18 protein-coding genes are annotated in these 24,157 nt (G+C 66.6%); 13 read left to right on the plus strand and 5 right to left on the minus strand.

Features of this window, described 5'->3' with window-relative positions:
* Positions 1-9: 9 nt before the first annotated feature.
* The 7 genes from kdpB (at position 10) to K6G35_RS00215 (ending at position 11,133) form a co-directional block, all read left to right on the plus strand.
* A complete protein-coding gene (gene kdpB, locus K6G35_RS00185) occupies positions 10-2,250 on the plus strand; it encodes a potassium-transporting ATPase subunit KdpB (RefSeq protein WP_495675972.1) in 2,241 nt (746 codons plus the stop codon).
* A gap of 21 nt (positions 2,251-2,271) precedes the next feature.
* The gene (kdpC, locus tag K6G35_RS00190; RefSeq protein ID WP_008651799.1) at positions 2,272-2,883 is read left to right on the plus strand and encodes a potassium-transporting ATPase subunit KdpC; all 612 of its coding nucleotides are present in this window, start codon (positions 2,272-2,274) and stop codon (positions 2,881-2,883) included.
* Between the two features lie 148 nt (positions 2,884-3,031).
* On the plus strand, positions 3,032-5,935 hold the full coding sequence (locus K6G35_RS00195; protein WP_186425507.1) for a DUF4118 domain-containing protein: 2,904 nt from the start codon (positions 3,032-3,034) through the stop codon (positions 5,933-5,935).
* A gap of 1 nt (position 5,936) precedes the next feature.
* Complete coding sequence (gene kdpE / locus K6G35_RS00200) at positions 5,937-6,632, plus strand: two-component system response regulator KdpE (RefSeq protein ID WP_035881219.1); 696 nt, start codon at positions 5,937-5,939, stop codon at positions 6,630-6,632.
* Positions 6,633-6,770: 138 nt separating this feature from the next.
* Positions 6,771-7,481, plus strand: a complete 711-nt coding sequence (locus K6G35_RS00205) for a tetratricopeptide repeat protein (RefSeq protein WP_035881220.1) — start codon at positions 6,771-6,773, stop codon at positions 7,479-7,481.
* A 104-nt stretch (positions 7,482-7,585) separates the two neighbouring features.
* Positions 7,586-10,234 (plus strand): circularly permuted type 2 ATP-grasp protein, encoded by a 2,649-nt coding sequence (locus tag K6G35_RS00210; protein WP_495675973.1) that lies wholly within the window; start codon positions 7,586-7,588, stop codon positions 10,232-10,234.
* Positions 10,231-11,133, plus strand: a complete 903-nt coding sequence (locus K6G35_RS00215; protein ID WP_035881222.1) for a transglutaminase family protein — start codon at positions 10,231-10,233, stop codon at positions 11,131-11,133. The genes K6G35_RS00210 and K6G35_RS00215 overlap by 4 nt, the downstream gene beginning before the upstream one ends.
* Before the next feature lie 72 nt (positions 11,134-11,205).
* Here K6G35_RS00215 and gatB read toward each other — a convergent pair whose 3' ends face one another.
* From gatB to gatC, 5 genes are all read right to left on the minus strand, one after another.
* Positions 11,206-12,660, minus strand: coding sequence for an Asp-tRNA(Asn)/Glu-tRNA(Gln) amidotransferase subunit GatB (gene gatB / locus K6G35_RS00220; RefSeq protein ID WP_008651806.1), 1,455 nt, complete (start codon positions 12,658-12,660; stop codon positions 11,206-11,208).
* Positions 12,661-12,739: 79 nt separating this feature from the next.
* Positions 12,740-13,810, minus strand: a complete 1,071-nt coding sequence (locus tag K6G35_RS00225) for a dienelactone hydrolase family protein (protein ID WP_186425510.1) — start codon at positions 13,808-13,810, stop codon at positions 12,740-12,742.
* A 33-nt stretch (positions 13,811-13,843) separates the two neighbouring features.
* Positions 13,844-14,317 carry a hypothetical protein gene (locus K6G35_RS00230; protein ID WP_024569258.1) on the minus strand — a complete coding sequence of 158 codons (474 nt, stop codon included), beginning with the start codon at positions 14,315-14,317 and terminating at the stop codon, positions 13,844-13,846.
* A gap of 7 nt (positions 14,318-14,324) precedes the next feature.
* Positions 14,325-15,824, minus strand: coding sequence for an Asp-tRNA(Asn)/Glu-tRNA(Gln) amidotransferase subunit GatA (gatA, locus tag K6G35_RS00235; RefSeq protein WP_186425511.1), 1,500 nt, complete (start codon positions 15,822-15,824; stop codon positions 14,325-14,327).
* Between the two features lie 51 nt (positions 15,825-15,875).
* On the minus strand, positions 15,876-16,175 hold the full coding sequence (gene gatC, locus K6G35_RS00240; protein WP_008648047.1) for an Asp-tRNA(Asn)/Glu-tRNA(Gln) amidotransferase subunit GatC: 300 nt from the start codon (positions 16,173-16,175) through the stop codon (positions 15,876-15,878).
* Positions 16,176-17,140: 965 nt separating this feature from the next.
* Between gatC and K6G35_RS00245 the strand changes: the two genes are divergently transcribed.
* The 6 genes from K6G35_RS00245 (at position 17,141) to K6G35_RS00270 (ending at position 24,139) form a co-directional block, all read left to right on the plus strand.
* Positions 17,141-18,184: a rod shape-determining protein gene (locus tag K6G35_RS00245; protein ID WP_008648066.1), complete on the plus strand. Its 1,044-nt coding sequence runs from the start codon at positions 17,141-17,143 to the stop codon at positions 18,182-18,184.
* A 142-nt stretch (positions 18,185-18,326) separates the two neighbouring features.
* Positions 18,327-19,325 (plus strand): rod shape-determining protein MreC, encoded by a 999-nt coding sequence (gene mreC / locus K6G35_RS00250; RefSeq protein WP_495675974.1) that lies wholly within the window; start codon positions 18,327-18,329, stop codon positions 19,323-19,325.
* Complete coding sequence (gene mreD / locus K6G35_RS00255; protein WP_008640831.1) at positions 19,322-19,834, plus strand: rod shape-determining protein MreD; 513 nt, start codon at positions 19,322-19,324, stop codon at positions 19,832-19,834. Before mreC ends, mreD begins: the two co-directional genes overlap by 4 nt.
* A 43-nt stretch (positions 19,835-19,877) precedes the next feature.
* Positions 19,878-22,259, plus strand: coding sequence for a penicillin-binding protein 2 (mrdA, locus tag K6G35_RS00260; protein ID WP_495675975.1), 2,382 nt, complete (start codon positions 19,878-19,880; stop codon positions 22,257-22,259).
* Between the two features lie 13 nt (positions 22,260-22,272).
* The gene (rodA, locus tag K6G35_RS00265; protein ID WP_008652644.1) at positions 22,273-23,415 is read left to right on the plus strand and encodes a rod shape-determining protein RodA; all 1,143 of its coding nucleotides are present in this window, start codon (positions 22,273-22,275) and stop codon (positions 23,413-23,415) included.
* Positions 23,416-23,467: 52 nt separating this feature from the next.
* Positions 23,468-24,139: a DUF484 family protein gene (locus tag K6G35_RS00270; protein WP_035881227.1), complete on the plus strand. Its 672-nt coding sequence runs from the start codon at positions 23,468-23,470 to the stop codon at positions 24,137-24,139.
* The last annotated feature ends 18 nt before the right edge of the window (positions 24,140-24,157 follow it).

Raw genomic sequence — 24,157 nt, forward strand, 5'->3', positions numbered from 1 at the left:
GAATCGCACATGCAACAACAATCCACCGCGACACGCTCCAGCGCTGCCGGCACGGCGTCGCGCAATCCGGCACCGGGTTCCACGGTGATGACAGGCGGCGGCCTGCCAGGCCATCCGCGTCCCTCGCGCGGCATGATGTCGCCCGAGCTGGTGAAGCCGGCCATCGTCGATGCCTTCCGCAAGCTGAATCCGCGCGATCAGTTGCGCAACCCGGTGATGTTCGTGGTCTACGCCGGCAGCATCCTGACGTCGATCCTGTGCGTGCGTGCCTGGCTGCACCCGACGCCGGGTGGCGAATCGGCCGGCTTCATCCTGGCCGTGACGGTATGGCTCTGGTTCACGGTACTGTTCGCGAACTTCGCCGAAGCACTGGCTGAAGGTCGCAGCAAGCAGCAGGCCGCCGCGCTGCGCGGACTCAAGACCACCACCATGGCACGCGTGGTGCGCGCCGGCTATCGCGATGCGCGGGAAGCGCGCGCGCAGGGGGCCACCGAGCAGCGTGCGGCCACAGAACTGCGCAAGGGCGATGTCGTGCTCGTCGAGGCCGGCGACATGATCCCGGGCGATGGCGAAGTCATCGAGGGCGTGGCGTCGGTCGATGAAAGCGCTATCACTGGCGAATCGGCGCCGGTGATCCGTGAGTCGGGTGGCGACTTCTCGTCGGTCACTGGTGGCACGCGTGTGCTGTCGGACTGGATCATCGTGCGCATCACGGCCAACCCCGGCGAGAGCTTCATCGACCGCATGATCAGCATGGTCGAAGGCGCGAAGCGCCAGAAGACACCGAACGAACTCGCGCTGACGATTCTGCTGGTGGGGCTCACGCTGGTGCTGTTGCTGGCCACAGCCACGCTGCAGCCGTATTCGCTCTACGCGGTGCTGGTGGCCAAGGCCGGCGTGCCGGTCTCGGTGACGGTGCTCGTGGCGCTGCTGGTCTGCCTGATTCCGACCACGATCGGTGGCCTGCTGTCAGCCATCGGCGTAGCCGGTATGAGCCGCATGATGGAAGCGAACGTGATTGCCACGTCGGGCCGCGCGGTGGAAGCGGCGGGCGATGTCGACGTGCTGCTGCTCGACAAGACCGGCACGATCACACATGGCAATCGCCAGGCTTCGCGCTTTATCTGCGCGCCCGGCGTTACCGAGCGTCAGCTCGCCGAGGCCGCATGGCTGTCGTCGCTGGCCGATGAAACGCCGGAAGGCCGCAGCATCGTTGTGCTGGCACGCCAGCAGTCAGACGTGAGCGCGCCGGAGATGGGCGAGCGGGGACTGGCGGCGCCGGTGTTCGTGCCGTTCACCGCGCAGACGCGCATGAGCGGTGTCGACGTGGCCAATGGCCAGATCGTGCGCAGCGTGCGCAAGGGCGCGGCCGATGCGGTACGCCGTTACGTGACCGAGCGCGCGGGCAAGTTCCCCGATGTGGTGATGCAGGCCGTCGATGATGTGGCGCGCGCGGGCAGCACGCCGCTGGTGGTGGCGGAATCCATCGCGCAGGGCACCGAGGAATCGGTGCGAGTGCTCGGTGTGATCGAGCTCAAGGACATCGTCAAGGCCGGCATCCGCGAGCGCTTTGTCGAACTGCGCAAGATGGGCATCCGCACGGTGATGATCACCGGCGACAACCGGTTGACCGCTGCGTCGATCGCGGCCGAGGCCGGTGTCGACGACTTCCTCGCCGAGGCCACGCCAGAGGCAAAGCTGGCGCTGATTCGCGAGTACCAGAGCGAAGGGCGTCTTGTGGCGATGACCGGCGACGGTACCAACGATGCCCCGGCGCTGGCGCAGGCCGATGTGGCCGTGGCGATGAACAGCGGCACGCAGGCCGCGCGCGAGGCCGGCAATATGGTCGACCTGGACAGCAATCCAACCAAGCTGATCGAGATCGTAGAGATCGGCAAGCAGATGCTGATGACGCGCGGGTCGTTGACCACGTTCAGCGTGGCCAACGACGTGGCCAAGTATTTCGCCATCATCCCGGCCGCGTTCGCCACCACCTATCCGCAGCTCAATCTGCTCAACGTGATGGGCCTGTCGACACCGGGCTCGGCCATCATGTCCGCGGTGATCTTCAATGCGCTCATCATCGTCGCGCTGATTCCGCTGGCGTTGCGCGGCGTGGTGTACCGCCCGCTGGGCGCGGCGGTGCTGCTGCGCCGCAATCTGCTGATCTATGGCCTGGGTGGCATCGTGGTGCCGTTCGTCGGGATCAAGCTGATCGACATGTTGCTGACGATGTTCGGCTGGGTCTGAGCATCGCAAGGAGAATCGCAAATGACTACACAAAGCAATACCGTCGCGCAGGTGCCGCGTCAGACTGGGCTGTTGCGCCCGGCGCTGACTGTTTTCATCGTGCTGTCGGTGGTGACCGGCCTGCTCTATCCCGGCGTTGTCACCGGCATTGCGCGCGCGGTGTTTCCGCATCAGGCAGCGGGCTCGCTGATCGTCAAGGATGGCAAGACGGTCGGTTCCGAACTGATCGGCCAGCCGTTCTCGGACCCGAAGTACTTCTGGGGCCGCCTGTCGGCTACGGCGCCGATGCCTTACAACGGCACGGCGTCGGGCGGCTCAAACCTGGGGCCGACCAATCCGGCGCTGACGGACGCCGCGAAAGCGCGCATAGACGCGCTCAGGGAAGCGGATCCGGACAACAAGGCGCCGGTTCCGGTGGATCTGGTGACGGCGTCTGGTAGCGGTCTCGATCCGCATATCAGCCCGGCAGCGGCACAGTACCAGGCCGCTCGCGTGGCGCGGTTGCGCGGCGTGTCATTAGAGAAGGTCGAGGCGCTGATCGCCGCCAATACCAAAGACCCTGGTCTGGCGGTGCTTGGCGAGCCGGTGGTCAATGTGCTTGCGCTGAACCTGGCGCTGGATGGGCTGAAATAGATCTGGTGGCCGTTGATACCTGGTTTGCCCTCCGTCTTCCCCTCGCCCTTGCCCCGCCCGCGCAGGCGGGAGCGGGGGGAACGTCGAAGGCCTGTGAAACGCTGATGGTTTGCCCCGCCCTCCCGTGTGTGGAGTTGGGGACAGACGCATGTACGCATGGCAATCGCCTGCGTGGCACAATCATCGCCACCAACCGCCGTTGCCGATGACCGATCCAGACACCCGCCCGGACCCCGACGCCCTGCTGCAACGCATGCAGGCGGAGCGCGCGCGTGCCGCTCGCGGCAAACTGCGCGTGTACTTCGGCGCGTCGGCCGGCGTTGGCAAGACCTTCGCCATGCTGGGCGCCGCGCGCGCGTTGCGCGAACAGGGCGTGGACGTGGTGGTCGGCGTGGTCGAGACACATGGCCGCGCCGAGACCGAGGCTCTGCTAGATGGACTCGAGCGCCTGCCGCTGCGCGAGGTTCCGTATCGGGACCGCGTTCTGGCGGAGTTCGATCTCGACGGCGCGCTGGCCCGACGCCCCGCGCTGATTCTGGTCGATGAACTCGCGCATTCGAATGCCGCGGGCAGCCGGCACCCGAAACGCTGGCAGGACATCCAGGAACTGCAGGCCACAGGCATCGACGTCTGGACCACGGTCAATGTGCAGCACCTGGACAGCCTCAATCAGGCCGTGGGTGGCATCACCGGTGTGCGCGTCTGGGAGACCGTGCCCGATGCGGTGTTCGACGGCGCCGACGAAGTGGTACTGGTGGACCTGCCCGCCGATGAGCTGCTGCGCCGGTTGCGCGAGGGCAAGGTCTACCTGCCCGATCAGGCGCGCCACGCCGCACGCAATTTCTTCCGCAAAGGCAACCTGATCGCGCTGCGCGAACTCGCGTTGCGGCGGACCGCCGATCGTGTCGACGACGATGTGCGCGCATATCGACATGCAGAATCGATCGATCTGGTCTGGCGCACGCGCGAAGCCCTCGTGGCGTGCATCGGCACCGGCGACGATGCCGAGCAGGTGGTGCGCAGCGCGCAGCGTCTGGCGGGCCAGCTCGATTGCGACTGGCATGTGGTGACAATCGCCACGCCCCAGTTGATGCCGCCTTCCAACGAGGTCCGCGCGCGCATGCGCGCCGCCATGCAATTGGCAGAGGAACTGGGGGCCCGTACGGAGACGCTCGCCGGCAACGACATGGTCAAGGCGGTGGCAGGCTACGTGCGACGCCACAACCTGACCAAGGTGCTGCTTGGCCGCGCCCCTGCCGACTGGTATGCGCGAGGAAACTGGATCGACAAGGGGCGTGCCTTGCTGGCCCGCGCGCTGTCGCCGATGCTTGGTGTCGGCAACCGGCTGTTCGGCCGGCAGATGTTCGCCGATGCGCTGGCGGCGGGTTGCCCGGAGATCGACGTGATCCGCGTGGCGGCCGACTCCACACGGGCGGACCTGCGTCCGCGAGCGCAGGAAGGGCTATCCACCGCGGCGCACGATGCGGAGGCTGAAGCCGAGCTTGCCCGCGTGCGCCGTCTTAACTATGGCTGGGCCGTGGTCTGGTGCATGGCGGCGACGTTCCTGTCGACGCTGACCAGACCCTGGTTCGACCTGGTCAATATCGCGATGCTGTTCCTGGTTGCCGTGGTAGGCGTGGCGTTGCGTCATGGCCGGGGACCGGCGGCATTGGCATCGGTGATTTCGGTGGCGGCGTTCGACTTCTTCTTCGTGCCGCCCAGAATGTCGTTCGCCGTCAGCGACGTGCAGTACCTGCTGACGTTCTTCGTGCTGCTGGCGGTTGGTCTGGTGATCGGCCAGCTTACGGCGGGACTGCGCGAGCAGGCTCAGGTGTCCGTGCGGCGTGAAACCGATGCGCGCACGCTCTATGAGCTGGCGCGCGAGCTGTCCGCTGCGCTGACGGCGCAGCAGATTGTCGAGATCGGTGGTCGCTTCCTGCGTGCCGCCTTTGACGCGGACGGCACGTTCTTCCTCGTCGCAGAGAACGGACGGCTCATGCCGATGGCCGGCGGAGAAAAGACACCGGAGCCGCGGACAGGCAAAGGCGATGCCATCGACAAGGTGTTGGCGCAATGGGTGTTCGATCACGGTCAGCCCGCGGGTACGGGGACGCACACGCTACCCGGCAGCACGGTGCTGTATCTGCCGCTGAAGGCGCCGATGCAGACGCGCGGCGTGCTGGCCGTGGAGCCGCGCGCGTGGCGGGCGCTGGCGGACCCGGCATTGCGTCGTCAGGCCGATGTCTTTGCCACGCTGATCGCGATCGCGATCGAGCGTATCCATTACGTCGACGTGGCGCAGCGCGCGCTGGTGTCGATCGAGTCGGAACGGCTGCGCAGTTCGCTGCTGGCCGCGGTGTCGCATGATCTGCGCACGCCGCTGACCGGGCTGATCGGCATGGCCGAAACGCTGCAGCGTGCAGAGACGCCGCTGCCGGCCAGCGTCGCGGAGACGGTCGAGGCAATGCGCGTTCAGGCGCAACGGATGCGCACGATGGTCGTCAACCTGCTCGACATGGCGCGCCTGCAGCATCACGACCTGGCGCTCAAGCGCGGCTGGCAATCGCTTGAGGAACTGATTGGCGCGGCGCTGGCGTCGATGCGGGACGTGCTCGGTCGGCACCATGTGGAGGTGATGAATCTCGCGGAGTTGCCGCTGGTGGAGTGCGACGATGTGCTGATGGAGCGTGTGCTGTGCAACCTGCTGGAGAACGCGGCGAAGTACACGCCGGCAGGCACCGCCATCCGCATCCGCGGCGCGGTGGTGGGCGACGAGGTGCAACTGTCCGTGGAAGACGAAGGTCCGGGCGTGCAGTCGGGCCAGGAGCGCTACATTTTCGAGAAATTCACGCGTGGCGAGCGCGAATCGGCCACCTCGGGCGTCGGGCTCGGCCTGGCTGTCTGCGAGGCGATCATGCAGGCCCATGGCGGTCGCATCTGGGTGGAGGCCGCCCACCCACGTGGTTCGCGATTCACGCTGGCGCTGCCGCGCGGCAATCCACCGGCTATCGAGCCAGAGTCGCTGGACGAACCCATTCCGGATCATCACTGACATGCCTTTCGATTATTCGCCGACCGTGTTGCTGGTCGAGGACGAACCCCACATCCGTCGCTTCGTGCGTGAATCGCTGCAGTCCGAGGGCTGCACGGTGCACGAGGCCGATACGCTCAAGCGCGGCCTGATCGACGCCGGCACGCGCCAGCCGGATGTGGTGATCCTGGACCTCGGCCTGCCTGACGGCGATGGCATGACACTGATCCGCGAGATGCGTACCTGGACCGAGGTGCCCGTGCTGGTGCTATCGGCGCGCACTGGCGAAGCCGACAAGATCGCCGCGCTCGATGCGGGCGCGGACGACTACCTGACCAAGCCGTTCGGCGTCGGTGAACTGGTGGCGCGCGTGCGCGTGCTGCTGCGCCGGCACGCCAAGGCGAATCCTCAGGGCACGCCCCAGATCACGTTCGGCGACGTGCGCGTGGACCTGGCCAACCGGCTCGTCATGCGCGGCGACGATCAGGTGCATCTGACGCCGATCGAGTACCGCCTGCTGGCCGTGCTGATCGCCCATCGTGGCAAGGTCATGACGCACCGGGAACTGCTGCGCGAGGTCTGGGGCCCCTCGCACTCGGAGAGCAGCCACTACCTGCGGGTCTATATGGGCCACCTGCGCCACAAGCTCGAGGTCGATCCGGCCCAGCCCGCGCATCTGCTGACAGAGGTGGGCGTCGGATATCGGTTCGCCGGCTGAGCTAAATTATAAGTATGAAGAATAATAATGTCGATTAATCTGAGTCGATAATTTTTCATCGACATATCTATTCCCACGGATCGCCCACTACACTGAATCAAACACCCCCAGACGCGCCTAGCCGGATCGGAGCCAGCCATGTCGCAACTTGCCGCCCCAACGATCCGCCAGTCCGTCGTTGCACTGGCGCTGGCCTGCGCCCTGTCCGGATTGAGTGTTTACGCGGCAACCGAGCGACCGCAACCGGCACAGGAACAGACCCAGGCGGCGGTGGCCGCCTACGAGGCTGGCAATTTCGATGTGGCGATCCAGGGCTTTGCCGCGGCCGCGCAGAAAGGCAATCGGCTGGCCCAGTTCGACTACGCGATGATGTTGCTGCGTGGCGAAGGCACGCCGGCGAAGCCGCAGGAGGCGCTGGTCTGGCTGCGCCGCGCGGCAGACAACCAGATGACCCACGCGCAGTTCACATTCGGCGATCTGTACGAACGCGGTGACGTGGTGCCGAAATCGCTGCCCGAGGCCAACCGCTGGTATGAACTCGCGGCGCAGGGGGGGCATGTGCAGGCGCAGGTGGCGCTCGCCACCAATTACTTCACCGGTCGGGGCGTGCCCCTCGACTACGGTCGCGCGTTCCACTGGTACAGCAAGGCCGCCGCAGCCGGCGACGAAGGCGCGCAGTACATCGTCGCCAGCTACTACGAGCGCGGGTATCCGGGCGTGGTGGATCGCGATATCGAACAGGCCAAGCTCTGGTACGCCCGCGCTGCCGCGCATGGCGATCCGGGCGCGCTGGCCAAGCTGCGTTCGCTGCAGGACGAGGGCGCGCAGCCCGCGAAGGGCCCGATGTGAGCGATATGCGTGATATGCCCGGCATGCGCGGCGTGAGCGACGTGGGCGCCGATCCTGTCATACTCGCTGCGCATTGCGCCGATGCATCCCGGAGACCGTAGCCCTTGCCCTCGCAGTCGTCACTGCCTCTTGAAGGACCCGATGCGCCTGCCCTGATGGCTGGCCAACTGGCGCTGCCCGTGCCGGACGGCCACCTCGACGAGTTGCGCCTGCCCGATGGCGCGTTGCGCGAATGCTGGGCCCGCTTCTTCTCGGTACTCGGCGATCCACCGCCAGACGCACTGAATGCCCACGCGTCTGCCGTGGCGCGGCAGATTCGCCAGAACGGCGTCACGTACAACATCCGTGCCGACCAGGGCGATGGCGCGCGCGCGTGGCAACTCGAAGTGTTTCCGCTTCTGGTGCCGGAGCAGGACTGGGCCACTATCGAAGCGGGCGTGGCGCAGCGCGCGACGTTGGCCAACGCGATCATGGCCGACATCTACGGCCCACAGCTGCTGCTCAAGCGCGGCCTGCTGCCACCGGGGCTCGTCTACGGGCATCCCGGCTACATGCGGCCGCTAAAGGGATACCGGCCGCCGGATGGCAGCTACCTGCAGACCGTGGCGGTGGATCTCGTCCATACCGCGAATGGCTGGACCGTGATTGCGCATCGGACGGAGACGCCGTCTGGCATGGGCTATGCGCTCGAAAATCGCCTGATCGTCTCGGGCCAGTTCGCCGAGGCGTTCCGCGAGATGCGTGTGCGGCGGCTCCCGCAGGCGTTCGCCCAGCTGATCTCCACACTCGCGCTGGCGCCGCTGACGCCGTTGACGCCGCAGACGGGCGAGCCCGGCAGCCCCAGACCCTTGCAGACGAGGCGGCAGATCGTGCTGCTATCGCCGGGGCCATACAACGAGACGTTCTTCGAGCACACGTTCCTGGCGCGCTATCTCGGCATCACGCTGGTCGAAGGCAAGGACCTGACCGTGCGCAATGACGTGGTCTATCTGAAGACGTTCGGCGGTCTGGAGCGCGTGGACGTGATCCTGCGTCGCCTCGACGATGTTTTCTGCGACCCCCTCGAACTGCGCGGCGACTCGATGATCGGCGTGCCGGGCCTGCTCGAAGCGATGCGTGCGGGCAATGTGATGGTGTCGAACGTGCCGGGCTCCGGCTTTCTCGAGTCGCCCGCGATCCACGGTTTCCTGCCCGGCGTGGCGCAGGCGTTGCTCGGCGAACCGCTGGTCCTGCCGGCGGTGTCGAGCTGGTGGTGCGGCGAGGCGCCGGCGTGGCACGAGGCACTGGGTCTGCTCGACGAAGCGTTCGTGATGCCCACCTATCCGCGCACGCCTGCAGACGCGCCGCTTGGCATGGAGCAGGGGTTGCAGAAACTGGCGGACTGGCGCGCGCGCATCGACGCGTCGCCCGATCGCTATACCGTGCAGGCGCCGCTGCCGCTCTCGCATATGCCGTGCTGGGAACCCGACGGCCATGGCGGCGGCCGCATTGGCTCGCGCCCGGCCATGCTGCGGGTTTATGCGATTGCCGATGGCAATGGCGGCTGGCAGGTGATGCCGGGCGGATTCACGCGTCTGGCCCCGCCGCATCGCGAGGCGGTATCGATGCAGATCGGCGGCACCAGTGCCGACACGTGGGTGCTGTCGAGCCAGCCGACGCACGCGGTGCCGCTGACCTCGGCGCGCGCCGGGTTGGCGGCGATGAGCGCAACGACAGGATCGGCGCTTGCCCGGCAGCTGACGGTGTCGAGCCGCGCGGCCGAGAACCTGTACTGGGCGGGCCGCTACGCCGAGCGCGCGGAGAACCTTGTACGTCTGTGCCGGCAGATCCTCGGTTCGATCGAATCGAACGACGAAACCGACGACGGCACGCTGACGATGATCGGCGACCTGGCAACATGGTTCGGGCTGGTGCCGCCGCAGACGCCATCGCCTCGAGCTTCGTTGCGAGCGTTCGAACATGCCCTCGTTTCTAAGCTGGCCAACCCCGACGCGGATTCGGGGCTGGGCCCGACGCTCGCCAGCCATGCCGGCGCCGCCAACGAGATCCGCAACCGGCTCTCGAACGATCACTGGCGCACGATCTTGGCCGCGCGCAATGATTTTCGCGATGCGATGCAGGCAGCCTGCCCGGATGGGCCATCGGCGGGAGAGGGCGCTTACGATCGCTCGAAGGTGCTGGCGGCGCTCGAGCACCTGTCGATGCAGCTTGGCGCGATCAGCGGCGCGCAGGGCGACCGCATGGCGCGAGACGTGGCGTGGCGGCTGGTATTCATCGGCCGCCATATTGAACGGCTCGGCACGCTGGCGCTGTTCCTGGAAGTGGCCGAGCGCAGCGGCGCGTTGTACTCGCGCAGTGGTGTGGACCTCCTGCTGCATCTGTTCGACAGCACGTTGTCGTTCCGATCGCTGTTTCCCGGCCGCGCCGATGTACCTGCGCTGGTCGATCTGCTCGTGCTCGATCCGACCAATCCGCGCGGCATCTATGGTGTGCTGGATCGCTTGCGCGCCAAGCTCGTGCAACTGCCCACCGGCGCCACGGGGCAGACGCGTGTGCCGCTGGCGGAGATGCTGCCGCCAGCCAGCGCGCTGCCTTCGCGCACGCTGCTGTGCGCGAGCAACCGGCAGGGGCGTCAGACCACGCTCGGGGCGCTGTGCGATCAGCTTGGTGCGCGCATGGCAAAGTTGTCCGAAGAGATCGGCGGCCGCTACTTCAGTCACGCCGGCGTGACGATCGAAACCGAACTGCCATGAGCGACATCGGCACGACCACGCTCAGCGTGCACCACACCACCACCTACCACTACGCATGGCCGGTCGAGCTTGCGCAGCAGCGTGCCGTGGTGACGCCACCGTCCTGCGCGTGGCAGACCGTCGGGGCCCATTCGATCGAGGTGGACCCCGCCCCGTCCCACCAGCACATGCGCACCGACGGGTTCGGCAACAACGTGCTGCATTTCATGCTCGACGTGCCGCACGAGACGATGTGGCTGACAGCTAACAGCACCGTCACACTGAAGCCGCGCTGGCAGGCGCTCGATATCGCCCGCAGTCCGCGCTGGGAAGACGCCGCGAAGCGGCTACGCTATCGCGCAGGCCAGCCCTTTCATCCCGAGACGGAGTTTGTGTATGCGTCGCCCAACGTCGCATTGCATGACAGCCTGCGCGACTACGCGCTCCGGAGCTTCGGGCCCGGCGTGACGGTTGCGGCTGGCGCCATCGATCTGATGCATCGCATTCACGCAGATTTCGACTATCACAGCGAGATCACGGAGGTGCATACGCCGGCGCTGGAAGCGTTCGCGCTGCGCAGCGGCGTCTGCCAGGACTTCGCACAGGTGATGATCGGCTGCCTGCGCTCGATCGGCCTGCCGGCCCGCTACGTCAGCGGTTACCTGTGCACCGATCCGCCGCCAGGCGAGCCGAGGTTGCTGGGCGCCGATGCCTCACATGCATGGGCCGGCGTCTGGTGCCCGGAGAATGGCTGGATCGATCTCGATCCCACCAATGCAATGCTGGCTGACACGCGGCACGTGACGCTGGCCATCGCACGCGACTATAGCGATGTGCCGCTGCTGCATGGGGTGATCGTAGGGGGCGGGGAGCATACGGTGGGGGTGGAGGTCAGCGTGGTGCCGGTGATATCGGCATAGCGAACGCCAGGCGCAAAAAAAGCCGGCCACGCTTGATGCATGACCGGCTTCTTCACTTCCAGGGTGCCGATATCAGCCCAGCTTCTTCTTCAGCAGTTCATTGACCTGCGCCGGGTTAGCCTTGCCCTTGGTGGCCTTCATGGCCTGGCCGACCAGTGCGTTGAACGCCTTCTCCTTGCCGGCGCGGAATTCCTCGACTGACTTGGCGTTGGCGGCCAGCACGTCGTCGATGATCTTTTCCAGCTCGCCCGTGTCGGACATCTGCTTCAGGCCCTTGGCCGCGATGATCGCGTCGGCGTCGCCGTCGGACTCGCCAGCCCACATCGCCGGGAACACGTCCTTCTTGGCGGTGTTGTTCGACACCGTGCCGTCCGCAATGCGTGCCAGCAGCTTGGCCAGTTGCGCCGGGCGCACGGGCGCTTCGTCGATCGAGATGCCTTCGCGGTTCAGTTGCGATGCGATCTCGCCCATCACCCAGTTCGCCGCCGGCTTGGCGCTGGCCGCGCCAACGTTGGTCACGACGGCCTCGTAGTACGCCGCCAGCGACTTCGTTGCCGTGATGGTGCTTGCGTCGTACGCCGACAGGCCGTACTGCGACACGAAGCGTGCCTGCATCGTGGCCGGCAACTCGGGCAGTTCGCTCTTCACGCGCTCGACCCACGCCGCGTCGATCTCCAGCGGCATCAGGTCCGGATCGGGGAAGTAGCGGTAGTCGTGCGCGTCTTCCTTGGTACGCATCGCGCGCGTCTCGCCAGTGTCCGGGTCGAACAGCACGGTGGCCTGCACGATCTCGCGGCCATCCTCGATCTCGGCGATCTGCCACTGCACCTCGTAGTCGATGGCCTGTTGCAGGAAGCGGAACGAGTTCAGGTTCTTGATCTCGCGGCGTGTGCCGAATTTTTCCTGGCCCACCGGACGCACGGACACATTGGCGTCGCAGCGGAAGCTACCTTCCTGCATGTTGCCGTCGCAGATGCCAAGCCACACCACCAGCGAATGCAGGGCCTTGGCATAGGCCACGGCCTCGGCCGAGCTGCGCATGTCGGGCTCGGTCACGATTTCCAGCAGCGGCGTGCCCGCGCGGTTCAGGTCGATGCCGGTCATGCCAGCGAAGTCCTCGTGCAGCGACTTGCCGGCGTCTTCCTCGAGGTGGGCGCGCGTCAGGTTGACGGTCTTTTCATACACGCCTTGCTTGCCTTCCACCTGAATCGTGATCTGGCCGCCTTGCACGACGGGGATCTCGTACTGGCTGATCTGGTAGCCCTTCGGCAGGTCAGGGTAGAAGTAGTTCTTGCGCGCGAAGATGCTGCGTGGCGCAATCGTCGCGCCAATCGACAGGCCGAACTGGATGGCGCGCTCCACGGCGCCGCGGTTCAGCACGGGCAGCACGCCCGGCAACGCCAGGTCCACGGGCGAGGCCTGCGTATTGGGCTCGGCTCCGAACGCGGTGGAGGTGCCGGAGAAAATCTTGGAGGCCGTGGAGAGCTGCGTGTGCGTCTCCAGGCCGATCACCACTTCCCATTGCATGGCGGTTGTTCCTTCGTAAGCCTGATTTGAGTCTTTCTGTATCTGTGTTCGGTGCTCGTCGAGCCAGGTCCCGGTGATATCAGGGATCCGGGCTCGCAAGCCATGAATCGAGCTGTCCCAGCGCGGCCACGCGGGCCACGGCATCGCCGCCCACCGTGACGCCGCCGTTGCGCCGCGCCGCGATCACATCGCGCCGCACATGCAGTTCGCTCGTGCCGTCGAAGCCATGGTACGCGCCCGGATAGATCTCCAGCCGGAAGCGCGCGCCCGGCTGCCGCGACTGCACGGCGTTCTGCAGCATCGCGCAGCGCGTGGCGGGCGTCCAGTCGTCCGCGCCGCCGATCAGCAGCAGCAGCGGCGAGCGCAGCCGGAAGTTGTGCTGTTGCACCGCGCGCTTGCATCCCGGATAGAACGCCACCGCACGGTCCACCGTGGGCGTGCCGCCGGGCCAGGGCCGGCTGGCGTCGATTGTGGCCAGCACGGCTTGCGCCCCGTTGGACCAGCCCAGCAGCACGATGCGGCGGGCATCGATGCCAGGTTGCCGGGCTACCCATCGCATTGCGGCCAGCGCGTCGCCCCGGCGCGTCCGGTCGTCGATCGCGCGCGATTCGAGGGCGTCACCGCAGGTGCCCTGGGCCCTGCCGCGCACGCTGTAGCTGTCCGGCATCAGCACCGCATAGCCACGCTCGGCAAGCCAGTGCGCGTACTCGCGGTAGCGGCTCTGCAACGCGCCGGCCGGATCGATGACTTCCTCGATCGTGCCCGCGCGCTTCGCGGCCACGCGCATGTCGACCAGACCATTGCAACCGTGCAGTGCTACCACCACGGGCAGTGGCTGCGAACGGGGCAGGCCGCCTTCGCGGGGTGTGAACCAGTATCCGGTCAGTTCCGGCGAGCCGCCATCGCCGGGAATGCGCACCCGCTGGGCCGCCGGTTCCAGGGCCGCCGTAGCCGGTGTCACGGGGGCGCTGGCGGAAGCGGTCGGCGCCGGCGACGGTGGTGCCGATGACACAGCAGGCTGCGCGGGCGCGGCCTGCAGGAGCGCCATGCCGATCGCCACTGCCGCCACGCTCGCGCGCAGCCAGCGCCCCGCCATGGTCGGAACCAGCGGCGTGGGGGTCAGCGTGGAAAGGTGCGGTCGGCGCCTCATGATCTGTCGATGGACGGTGTCGCTTAGCGCGTGTTAGCGCGTGCGGGCGCAGTCGCCCGAACCCGGTTCGAACATCACCGGCCATGCCTGCTCATAGATGCCCGGCGTGCAGTGCGCCTGGCAATTCGCGTGCGCCAGCGTGATGCGGCGCGGGTCCTGCCAGACCATCAGCTCGCAGGCGCTGCCGTCGTTGGCGCGCAGTTCGATATGCGGCGTTTTCTTGACCTGACGGAAATCGGCCAGATTGAAGCTGCACGAGCCGCGCTTGCCCACCCAGAGCTTCCACTGGAGCTGCTGCACGGTGTTGTTGGACACGCGCAATTGCGCGTCCTCGCGGAAGCCATCTTCCTCGGTGCGGCGGCAATCGCCGACGAGGTCGATATCGCGCGCGGCGATCGGCGTCGAGCGGCCGCCGAACGGCAGCGGAATGCAGCCGGCCAGCGTCGCCGCTAGGGCCAGGGCCGCGGCGGCGCGCATGCTGACGATGGGCAGGGGGCGTGTTTGCATGGCGTTGTCAGGCCGGACGGCGCAGGTGCCAGTCGGTGGCCTGCTGGAACGCATGGGCCGTCTGCAGCAATTGCGCTTCATCGAAATAGTTGCCGATAAGCTGCAGGCCAACAGGCATGTTGCCTTCGCCAAAGCCGCACGGCACGCTCATGCCGGGCAGGCCCGCCAGGCTGGTGGACAGCGTGAAGATGTCCGCCAGGTACATCTGGACCGGATCGGCAGTCTTCTCACCGAGCTTCCATGCCACCGTGGGCGCCACCGGACCCATGATCACGTCGCACTGGGTGAACGCGCGCTGGAAGTCGTCGGCGATGATGCGGCGGATCTTCTGAGCCTGCAGGTAGTAGGCGTCGTAGTAGCCGTGCGACAGCACGTACGTGCCCACCATGATGCGGCGCTTGACCTCGGGGCCGAAGCCTTCGGCGCGGCTCTTCTTGTACATGTCGAGCAGGTCGCCATACTGCGCGGCGCGATGGCCGTAGCGCACGCCATCGAAGCGGGACAGGTTCGACGATGCCTCGGCCGGCGCGATGATGTAGTAGACGGGGATCGACAGTTCGGTCTTCGGCAGGGTCACGTCGACCAGCGTCGCGCCCAGCTTCTCGTACTCGGCCAGCGCGGCGCGCAAGGCCTGTTCGACGTCGGCCGAGAGGCCCTTGCCGAAATACTCGCGCGGCAGGCCGATGCGCAGGCCGGCCAGCGGCTGGCTGGCGGTGGCGCCGGCGCGGGGCTGGCCCAGCAGGCGCGTGAAGTCCTCGGTGACGCCGCCCAGTTCCGGGGTCAGGCTGGTCGAATCCTTCGGGTCGAAACCGGCCATGCCGTTGAGCAGCAGCGCGCAGTCCTCTGCCGAATGGGCCATCGGGCCGCCCTGGTCCAGCGACGACGCGAACGCAATCATGCCGTACCGCGATACGCGGCCATACGTCGGCTTGATGCCGGTGATGCCCGAGAACGAGGCCGGCTGGCGAATCGAGCCGCCGGTGTCCGTGCCGGTGGCGGCAGGCGCCAGGCCGGCGGCCACGGCGGCGGCGGAACCGCCCGAGGAGCCACCCGGCACGCGGCTGGTGTCCCACGGGTTGCCCACCGGGCCGAAGAACGAGTTCTCGTTCGACGAGCCCATCGCGAACTCGTCCATGTTGGTCTTGCCCAGCGTGACCATGCCGGCGGCGGCCAGGCGTTCGACCACGGTGGCGTCGAACGGGCTTTCGTAGTTGGCCAGCATCTTCGAGCCGGCGGTGGACTTCCAGCCGCGCGTCACGAAGACGTCCTTGTGGGCGATGGGCACGCCGGTCAGTGGCGTGGCCTGTCCCTGGGCGCGGCGCTCGTCGGCGGCGCGGGCCTGGGCCAGGGTCAGTTCGGGGTCGACGGCGACGAACGCATTGAGGGCGCGGCCGGCCTCGATGCGGGCCAGGTACTCGCGGGCGAGTTCCTCGGCGGAAACGGAGCGCGCCGCCAGGGCATCGGCGATCTGGCGCAGGGAAGTCACGGAATCAGCTGAAAAGGGCATGTCGATGATGGCGTCTGGGTGGTGGGCAACGTGGTATCGGAGACCGCGTTGTCACTCGATGACCTTCGGCACCAGGTAGAGGCCGTTTTCGGTGGCTGGCGCGGGGCGCTGGTAATCGGCGCGGCGGTCGGATTCCGTGACGGCGTCCTCGCGCAGGCGCTGGGCGATGTCGCGCACGGCGGACAGCGGGTGCGCCAGCGGCTCGATGCCGGTGGTGTCCACCGCCTGCATCTGCTCCACGAGCGAGAAGAAATTGTTCAGTTGCGCAAGCGTTTGCTCGGCCTCGGCATCGCTAGTTTCGATGCGGGCCAGATGCGCGATGCGCTTGACGTCGGAGAGTGCGAGAGCCATGGCGTGATGCGGCGCGTGCGCCGGGTTCGGTCCGTTGGACTGGAAGTATCTTGGCCGGATTCGGGGGTGCCGGCCATCTGGGGGCCGGAAGGGCGCTTCGGGTGGCACGGCGGCGGGGTGGCCAGGGCGTGCCGGACTGGTGCGCCCGGGGAGGCGCCCCAGGATCGTCGAAGTTACAAGTTTTTCCGGGGCCAAACGCCCCGAAACAGCGAGAATTATAAGGTATGATTATGCGTTGCAGATTCCCCGCAACGCGCGCTCCACTTCGGATGGGCAGGGATGCCCGATGGTGACGCCGTCGGCACAGTCCGGACGGTTTTCGCGGTCGACCAGAACGGCCCCGAGACCCGGGACGGACCACTTCCGAACGTCGGCCGTCGTAGCCGTGCAACACTGGCGGCGCATGATTGCCGTCGGCGCCATACAACAGGGGGACGCACTATCCGGTACAGCGTGGAAGTCCGGCGCGTATTGGACACGGGGTTGCGCGGTGACCATCCTGCGATATGCAGAGGGAAATCATCGCATTTTCAGTCGTAACAATCAGGTTCCTCCGATTAGGCTACTGCCACACGTCAGGTGTATTTGACCTGTCCGGCGCATCTGGCGGCGAACTTTCGCGCAGAGTCTAATCAAAGGTTCCCGTAAGGGGTGCTAACAAAGCGAAGCCTGGTGGGTCTGGCCGGGCGCGGCGAAGGCGTTTGTCCGTCGCCGCGCTGCCAGAATCGCCAGAGTCGTTTTGTTAGCACCTCTCGGTTCGGCGCGTGCAGGTCTGCGCCGTTTGCGGAGCGCCGCGGACCGCCGATCCGGCGTGCCAGCGGCATCGGGGCGTGCCAGCATGGCTGGCGCGGGCCGCACGCACCGGGGAGCCGTGAACCATCACCCTTGCAAACGATTCGTGGCCGGGCCGCAGGCGGCGCCGGCCGCTTCGCATACCCGCGAAACAACAGAAGACAGGATTCCTGATGTTCGGATTTCTCCGCAGCTATTTCTCCAACGACCTGGCCATCGACCTGGGCACCGCCAACACCCTGATCTACATGCGCGACAAGGGCATCGTCCTGGACGAGCCGTCGGTCGTGGCTATCCGTCAGGAAGGTGGCCCCAACGCCAAGAAGACGATTACCGCGGTGGGCAAGGAAGCCAAGCAGATGCTCGGCAAGGTGCCAGGCAATATCGAGGCCATCCGCCCGATGAAGGACGGCGTCATCGCCGACTTCACCGTGACCGAGCAGATGCTCAAGCAGTTCATCAAGATGGTGCACGACTCGAAGCTGCTGCGTCCGAGCCCGCGCATCATCATCTGCGTGCCGTGCGGTTCCACCCAGGTGGAACGCCGCGCCATCCGTGAATCGGCCCTGGGCGCCGGCGCCAGCCAGGTGTACCTGATCGAGGAGCCGATGTCGGCGGCGATCGGCGCCGGCCTGCCCGTGTCGGAGCCGTCGGGCTCGATGGTCGTCGATATCGGCGGCGGTACCACCGAGGTGGGCATCATCTCGCTGGGCGGCATGGTCTACAAGGGTTCGGTGCGCGTGGGCGGCGACAAGTTCGACGAGGCGATCGTCAACTACATCCGCCGCAACTACGGCATGCTGATTGGCGAGCAGACCGCCGAAGCGATCAAGAAGGAAATCGGCTCGGCCTTCCCGGGTTCGGAAGTCCGCGAAATGGAAGTCAAGGGCCGTAACCTGTCCGAAGGCATTCCGCGCGCGTTCACGGTGTCGTCGAACGAAATCCTCGAAGCGCTGACCGATCCGCTGAACCAGATCGTGTCGGCCGTGAAGATCGCGCTGGAGCAGACCCCGCCGGAACTGGGCGCCGACATCGCTGAGCGCGGCATGATGCTGACCGGCGGCGGTGCGCTGCTGCGCGACCTGGACCGTCTGCTGGCCGAGGAAACCGGCCTGCCGGTGCTGGTGGCCGAAGACCCGCTGACCTGCGTGGTGCGCGGCTCCGGCATGGCGCTGGAGCGTATGGACAAGCTCGGCAGCATCTTCTCGTACGAGTAATGCAACAGGACCCGGCAACGTGGTGAGTCGCGTCGCCGGATCCTCCTCCATCTTGAACGTTTTCTCCGCCAGCCCGGCCCGCCCCGTCCCGCAAGGGACGGGGCGTCGCGCTGGCGGATTGGCATCGCCTGCGCACGGGTAAATGGATTACTCTCCACCGCCGCTCTTCAAGCAAGGCACGTCCGCCGTTGCGCGTCTGGTTATCTTCGTGACGATCGCGCTGGTGCTGCTGATCGTCGACGCGCGCTTTGACGCCATGCGCAACGTGCGCCAGGTGGCTGCCACCGTGCTGATGCCGGTGGAGCGTCTGGTGCTGGTGCCGCGCGACGCCATCCGTGGCGTCTTCGACTACGCCCAGTCTTCCGTCGAACTGGCCAACGAGAACCGCGAGCTGCGGCGTGCGGCGCTCGAGCAGGCCAACGCCTCGGTACGCCAGGCCCAGCTCGAATCCGAGAACAACCAGCTTCGCAAGCTGCTGAACCTGACGCAGCAATCGACCACGCCGGTGACCCCGGCGGAAATCCTCTACGACGCCCGGGACCCTTACAGCCAGCGCATCGTGATTGACCGCGGCAGCATGCAGGGCCTGCGCGCTGGCTATCCGGTCATCGACGAGCGCGGCGTGATCGGCCAGGTGACGCGCGTTTCCCCGTTCCAGTCGGAAGTCACGTTGCTGACCGACAAGGAACAGGCGATCCCGGTCCAGGTGGTGCGCAACGGTCTGCGCAGCGTGGCCTTCGGCGGCTCACGCGCCGGTCTGCTGGACCTGCGCTTCATGGCGGCATCGGCCGATCTGCAGCAGGGCGACCTGCTGGTGACGTCGGGCCTCGATGGCACCTATCCGCCTGGCCTGCCAGTGGCGAAGATCGTCCAGATCGAACGCAAAGCCGATACGGCGTTCTCCCGCGTGTATTGCGAGCCCGTGGCCGGTGTGCGTTCGCACCGCCAGCTGCTGGTGGTGCGCTATGAGTCGGGCCTTGCCCCGCGCCCGCCGGATGCAGCCACGTCGCAGAAGGCCGAGCGCGGCGCGCGGTCGGCGGCGGCACGCGCTGGCGCCGAGCAGAAGGCAGACAAGGCGGCCACGCCGGCAGACAAGCCCGCGGACACGCCGGCGCAGAAACCCTCGGAGCCCGCACGGTGACGACATCCCAATACCTGCTGCGCCCGGTCAATCCCGCGTTCATCGCGCTGACCTTCGTGCTGGCGTTCCTGATCAACCTGATGCCCTGGGGCGAGACACTCTGGATTCCGGACGTCGTGGCGCTGGTGCTGGTGTTCTGGAACATCCACCAGCCGCGCAAGGTCGGCATGGGCGTGGCGTTCCTGCTGGGTTTGCTGATGGATGTGCATGACGCCCGCCTGCTTGGCGAACATGCGCTTGCCTACACGCTGCTGGCCTACTTCGCGATCACGATCCATCGCCGGGTACTGTGGTTTTCGGTCTACGCGCAGGCGCTGCACGTGCTGCCGTTGTTGTTCATCGCGCACGCGGTGCCGGTGGTTATCCGCCTGGCCATGGGCGCGCCGCTGCCCGGCTGGCAATTGCTGCTGGCCCCGGTGATCGAGGCGGTGCTGTGGCCGATGGCCACCAGCCTGCTGCTGGCGCCGCAACGCAGATCGAACGAAGTCGATGAGACGCGTCCGATCTAGTCCCAATCCCTGACGCGCTCACCACGCCGCCCGCAGTACCGCCATGACCGAAATTCGCAACGTCGAACTGGAAATCGGCCGCTTCCGCATCCGCGTGGCGGCCGCCGCCCTGTTCACGGTCGTCTGCTTTGGCCTGCTGTTCTCCCGCTTTCTGTGGCTGCAGTGGTACAAGCACGACCAGTACTCGGCCAAGGCCGAGGACAACCGCATCTCCGTGGCGCCGATCGAGCCGAACCGCGGCATCATCATGGACCGCAACGGGGTGGTGCTGGCGCGCAACTACTCCGCGTACACGCTTGAAATCACGCCGTCCAAGCTGACCGACACGCTCGACAACACAATCGAGGAGCTGGCCACGCTCGTCGATATCCAACCGCGCGACCGTCGCCGCTTCAAGCGGCTGCTGGAGGAGTCGCGCAGCTTCGAAAGCCTGCCGATACGCAGCCAGCTTACCGACGAGGAAGTGGCCCGGTTCTCGGCGCAGCGCTTTCGCTTTCCAGGCGTCGACGTGCGCGCGCGGTTGTTCCGCCAGTATCCGATGGGCGAAGCGGCCAGCCACGTGGTCGGCTACCTGGGTCGCATCTCGCAGCGTGACCAGGAGCGGATCGAGGCCATGGACGAGGCCAACGACGCCGCCGATGGCGACAAGTACGATCCGCGCAAGGACGCCGACAACTACAAGGGCTCCAACTACATCGGCAAGATCGGGCTGGAACAGAGCTACGAGACCGAGCTGCACGGCCTGACGGGCTTCGAGGAGGTGGAGGTCAGCGCGGGTGGGCGGCCGATTCGCACCCTGTCCACGTCGCCGGCCACGCCGGGCAACAACCTGATCCTGTCGCTCGACATCCGCCTGCAGCAACTGGCCGAGCAGCTGTTCGGCGACCGTCGTGGAGCGCTGGTGGCGATCGAGCCCGAAACGGGCGACATCCTGGCCTTCGTGTCCAAGCCGACCTTCGATCCGAACCTGTTCGTCGAAGGCATCGACTCCAAGACCTGGGACGAACTGAACACCTCGCCCGACAAGCCGCTGCTGAACCGACCGTTGCGTGGCACCTATCCGCCGGGCTCGACGTACAAGCCGTTCATGGCGCTGGCCGCGCTGACCACGGGCAAGCGCACCGCCGCCTGGGGGATGCACGATCCGGGGTTCTTCACGCTTGGCAATCACACGTTCCGCGACGACAAGCCCGGCGGCCACGGCTGGGTGGACATGCAGGCGTCGATTGTGCAGTCGTGCGATACCTATTACTACATGCTGGCGCGTGACATGGGCGTCAACGCGATCCACGATTTCATGAAGCCGCTCGGCTTCGGCCAGATCACCGGCATCGATATCGAGGGCGAAAACCGCGGCATCCTGCCATCCACGGACTGGAAGCGGAAGGCGTACCGCCGGCCCGAGCAGCAGAAGTGGTATGACGGCGAAACCATTTCGCTGGGCATCGGGCAGGGCTACAACAGCTTCACGATCCTGCAGTTGGCCAACGCGGTGTCGATCCTGGTCAACAACGGCGTGGCGATGAAGCCCCACCTGGTCAAGGCGGTGGAGGATTCGGTCTCGCGCAAGCGCACGCTGACCGTGCCCAAGGAAAGCTATCGCATCCCGCTCAAGCAGGGCGATATCGACGTGATCAAGCGAGCGATGGTTGCCGTGACGCACTCCGGTACCGCCGCCCGGGTGTTCGCCGGCGCTGCCTACGAGTCGGCCGGCAAGACCGGTACGGCGCAGACCTACACGCTGGGCAAGAACGAGAAGTACAACCACCATGCGCTGGACGAGCGCAAGCGCGACCACTCGCTCTACACCGCGTTCGCCCCGGCCGATCATCCGAAGATCGCGCTGGCACTGATCGTCGAGAACGCGGGTTTCGGCGCCGCCGTGGCCGCGCCGATCGCGCGCAAGGTGATGGACTACTACCTGCTGGGCAAGTGGCCGGAGGAACTGGCCGCGACGGCCCCGCCGCCCGCGGAGCGCGAGCGCGCTGGCGGCAAGCCGCCCGTCGATACGCCGAGCGTGTTCACGACCGGCCAGACTGCCAATGCCGCCAGTTCCACGGTGATGCAGACGGCACCGGCCGCCGCGTCGGATGCCGCGACGGGCACCGCCAATGCCGCAGGCGCGAGCGCGGCGGGGGCTTCAGCATCGGTGCCGGCGGCACGGTCGACATCCGACACGATTGCCGGCCAGCTCGACCCGAATGCCATCGCCCCGGCCTCGGCCGAAGTGACGCTCGATGCGCGGATGCTGCAGGCGCTTGGCCACAGCAAGCCAGCACCGACGCCACCCGCCACGCCGTCGCGTGCGACGCCCGCCTCGGCCCCGGCACCCGCCAAGCCGAAGACGCAGCCCGCCCGGCCCAAGCCCGCCAATGTCGCGGGCCCGGCCTCGGGCTCGGCGGCCCGCAACAACGTTTCAGAGTAACAAGGAGACGCGCATGGACCGACGCCGCGTCGTATCGATCATCAAGTCTGCCCTGACCGGCTTCGACAAGCCGCTGGCCTTGATCGTCTTTCTGCTGTTCGCCACCGGCATCATCGCGCTGTACTCGGCCGCGATCGACATGCCGGGCCGGGTCGAGGACCAGCTGCGCAATATCCTGCTGTCGTATGTGGTGATGCTGGTGATCGCTTACATGCCGACCCAGCTGTTGATGCGGGTTGCCGTGCCGCTCTACACCGTGGGGGTAGCGCTGCTGATCGCCGTGGCGATGTTCGGCCTGATCCGCAAGGGCGCGCGGCGCTGGCTGAATGTGGGGATGGTGATTCAGCCCTCCGAGATCATGAAGATCGCGATGCCACTGATGCTGGCGTGGTACTTCCAGAAGCGCGAGGGGGTGATCAAATGGTTCGACTTCGTCGTGGCGCTGATCATGCTCGGTATTCCGGTCGGCCTGATCGCCAAGCAGCCTGACCTGGGCACCGCGCTGCTGGTGCTGGCCGCCGGCATCTACGTGATCTACTTCGCGGGCCTGACGTGGAAGATCATCCTGCCGATTCTCGGTGCGGGCGTGGTGGTGATCACGCTGATCGTGACTTACCAGAACCAGATCTGTGCGCCGGGCGTGAACTGGCCGATCTTGCACGACTACCAGCAGCACCGTGTCTGCACGCTGCTCGACCCGACCACTGATCCGCTCGGCAAGGGCTTCCACACGATCCAGTCGATCATCGCGATTGGCTCGGGCGGGGTGACCGGCAAGGGCTGGCTCAAGGGCACGCAGACGCACCTCGAATTCATCCCCGAGAAGCACACCGACTTCATTTTCGCCGTGTTCTCCGAGGAGTTCGGGCTGATCGGCAATGCGGTGCTACTGGTCCTGTACCTGCTGCTGATCTTCCGCGGGCTCTATATCGCGGCGAACGCGCCAACGCTGTTCTCGCGTCTGCTGGCCGGCTCCATCACGCTGATCTTCTTCACCTACGCCTTCGTGAACATGGGCATGGTGAGCGGGATCCTGCCGGTAGTGGGCGTGCCGCTGCCGCTGATGAGTTACGGGGGGACCGCGCTGGTGACGCTGGGAATGGGCATCGGCATTCTGATGAGCATTTCCAGGCAGAAAAGGTTGATACAAACGTAGTGGATGGCGTCTTTGCTACACTGCCATCCAAAATTTGTTCCGGTGGAAGCCCATGAACGCTCAAGACGTTGCCGCTTATCTGCAGAGCCATCCGCAGTTTTTCGAAGATCACGCCGAACTGCTGGCGACGGTGCAACTGACCAGCCCACACAGCCATCGGGCGGTGTCGCTGCAGGAGCGCCAGATGGAAATCCTGCGCGAGAAGAACAAGGGCCTGGAACTCAAGCTGGCCGATCTCGTCCGGCACGGCCACGAGAACGATCGCACGCAGCAGCGTATGCATGACTGGCAGATGCGCCTGCTGGCCGAGGCCGATTCCCACGCGCTGCCCTATGCGGTGCGTGACGGCCTGCAGCAGGTGTTCGACGTGCCCGCCGTGGGGCTGCGCCTGTGGACCGTTGGTGAGACCTATGCCCACATGGAAGTGGCGCAGGGTGCCAGCGATGACCTGCGCCTGTTCGCCGAAGGCCTGCGCGCGCCGTTCTGCGGCGCGAACGCCGGTTTCGAGGCCGCTCAACTGCTGGAGCGCGACGACGTCGCATCGCTGGCGATGGTGGCGCTGCGCGTGCCGGCCAAGCCCGACGAGGACGGCCCGGGCGCGGCGTTCGGCCTGCTGGTGCTGGGCTCGCCCGACGCGCGCCGCTTCCATGAAGGCATGGGCACCGCCTATCTGGCCCAGATTGGCGAAGTCGCCGGCGCGGCGCTGAATCGCCTGCGCGACTAAGCGGGGCAAACACTCCCC

This window comes from Cupriavidus sp. HY129, from assembly GCF_059492215.1.